Origin of the sequence: Campylobacter sp. BCW_4332, from assembly GCF_001763175.1 — a bacterium.
Lineage (GTDB): Bacteria > Campylobacterota > Campylobacteria > Campylobacterales > Campylobacteraceae > Campylobacter_D > Campylobacter_D jejuni.
Window position 1 is genome coordinate 1 of the sequence record NZ_MJYF01000001.1, and the last position, 1,619, is coordinate 1,619.

A 1,619-nucleotide genomic window follows, 5' to 3' on the forward strand; every position below is an offset into this window, starting at 1 on the left:
GGGGGGGGATTAAAGAACCCTGTTTAAATTCTAAAAAGATAGTTTTATCTTTAGCTACTATTTCTTTCTTAGCGAGTTGTGCTAATGCTACACTTACTCCTGAAATAAAAACTTATAATGAAGCAAATAAAAATCTTAAGGCTAGATCAGTAGCGGGTGTGTATAGTCCTAGAAGTGCGATTAATACAACTATAAACGGTTCTCATGGTGACAAAATAGAAACTACCGATCAAGGTCCACATACCATAATAATTGAAAAAACCGGAACTTTAACCGGTAAAGACAAAGTCATCTATGTTCATGCTAAGAATAGCGATACTCTTACTCTTACCAATCTTACCAATAAAGGAACTATTAACGGTAAGGTAGCTGTAGAACATGATAAAGATTTTACAGGAACCATTACTGTCAATACCTTTGAAAATACAGGTCAAGTTAATGGTCAAATTTACATGGGAGTTTGGGGAGGTCAGGGAACTCTCACTGTGGATAAATTTGAAAATAGCGGAACTATAACAGCTTTTGATAAAAATCAAGGAGTTTTTTTCGAAGGCGGTGCTAATAATAAATCTACGATTAATAATTTTAACAATACTGGAGTTATAAGTTCAACAAATAAAGAAGCTGTCCAGTTTACTCATACTAATGTACAAACTCTTAAAAATAGCGGCACTATTCAAAGTAGTAGTCAAGATCCAAATAACTGGAATACACAAGCAATATATATTGGCAATTCTACAATCCAAACATTTATCAATAGCAAAGACGGAATCTTAAAAGGCGATGGAAAAAAAGATCCAGGAGGAGTTAATGGGGCTGCATTTGCGAGTTCTGGAGTCAATCTTCAAGCTTCTACTATAAAAACTTTTGATAACTCAGGCATTCTTTCGGGAAGAGTAGGTATAAATATATCAAGTACTACTATAGATAATTTTAAAAACAGTGGCACTATAGAAGGAACATCTGGAGCCAAACAATTATCAGGAGCAGTATTCATTCAAAGTTGGGGAACTTCAAGCTCCACTATTAAAACTTTTGAAAACACAGGCCTAATCAAAAATCAAAACGGCAATGCTATCTTCATAGGTGATGGCAACAAGATAGAAACCCTTACAAATAAAGGAACTATAGAAGCAGGCAACAATGGTATAACTTTTTATGCATTTGATACAAATAAAAAGCCCGTTAATATTGGTAAAATCACTATAGAAAAAGATGGTGTTATTAAAGCAGGCAATGATGCAATCCATATAGATGGAAGTAAAAATGGTATTGAGGGTGAAGGCATTGAAGTTAAAGAAGGGGGTAGATTAGAAGGTGGTAATGCAGGTATTTATATAGGCGGTGGTAAGCAAGTAAATACTAGCATCAATGTATCTGGAACTATCCAAGGTGGTAATGGGGGTATTATAAATACTGGAACCATTGGAAAAGAAGGACAAGAAAAACAAGAATACGGAATCACTATTGAAAATGAAGGTCTTATTGCTTCGGCAAAAGGAAGCGGTATTTTAAATACTGACAATGGAATTATTTATGGTAATATCTTCAATAAAAGTAATAATAATTTAAGTTTAAAAAATGATTCTGATGCGACTATTACAAGTGGTATTAAAAAT

Annotated in this window: 1 pseudogene; it reads left to right on the plus strand. The window is 33.7% G+C overall.

From position 1 onward, the window contains the following. Positions 1-1,619 (plus strand): annotated as a pseudogene (locus AJN64_RS09410) (hypothetical protein); the annotation flags it as partial.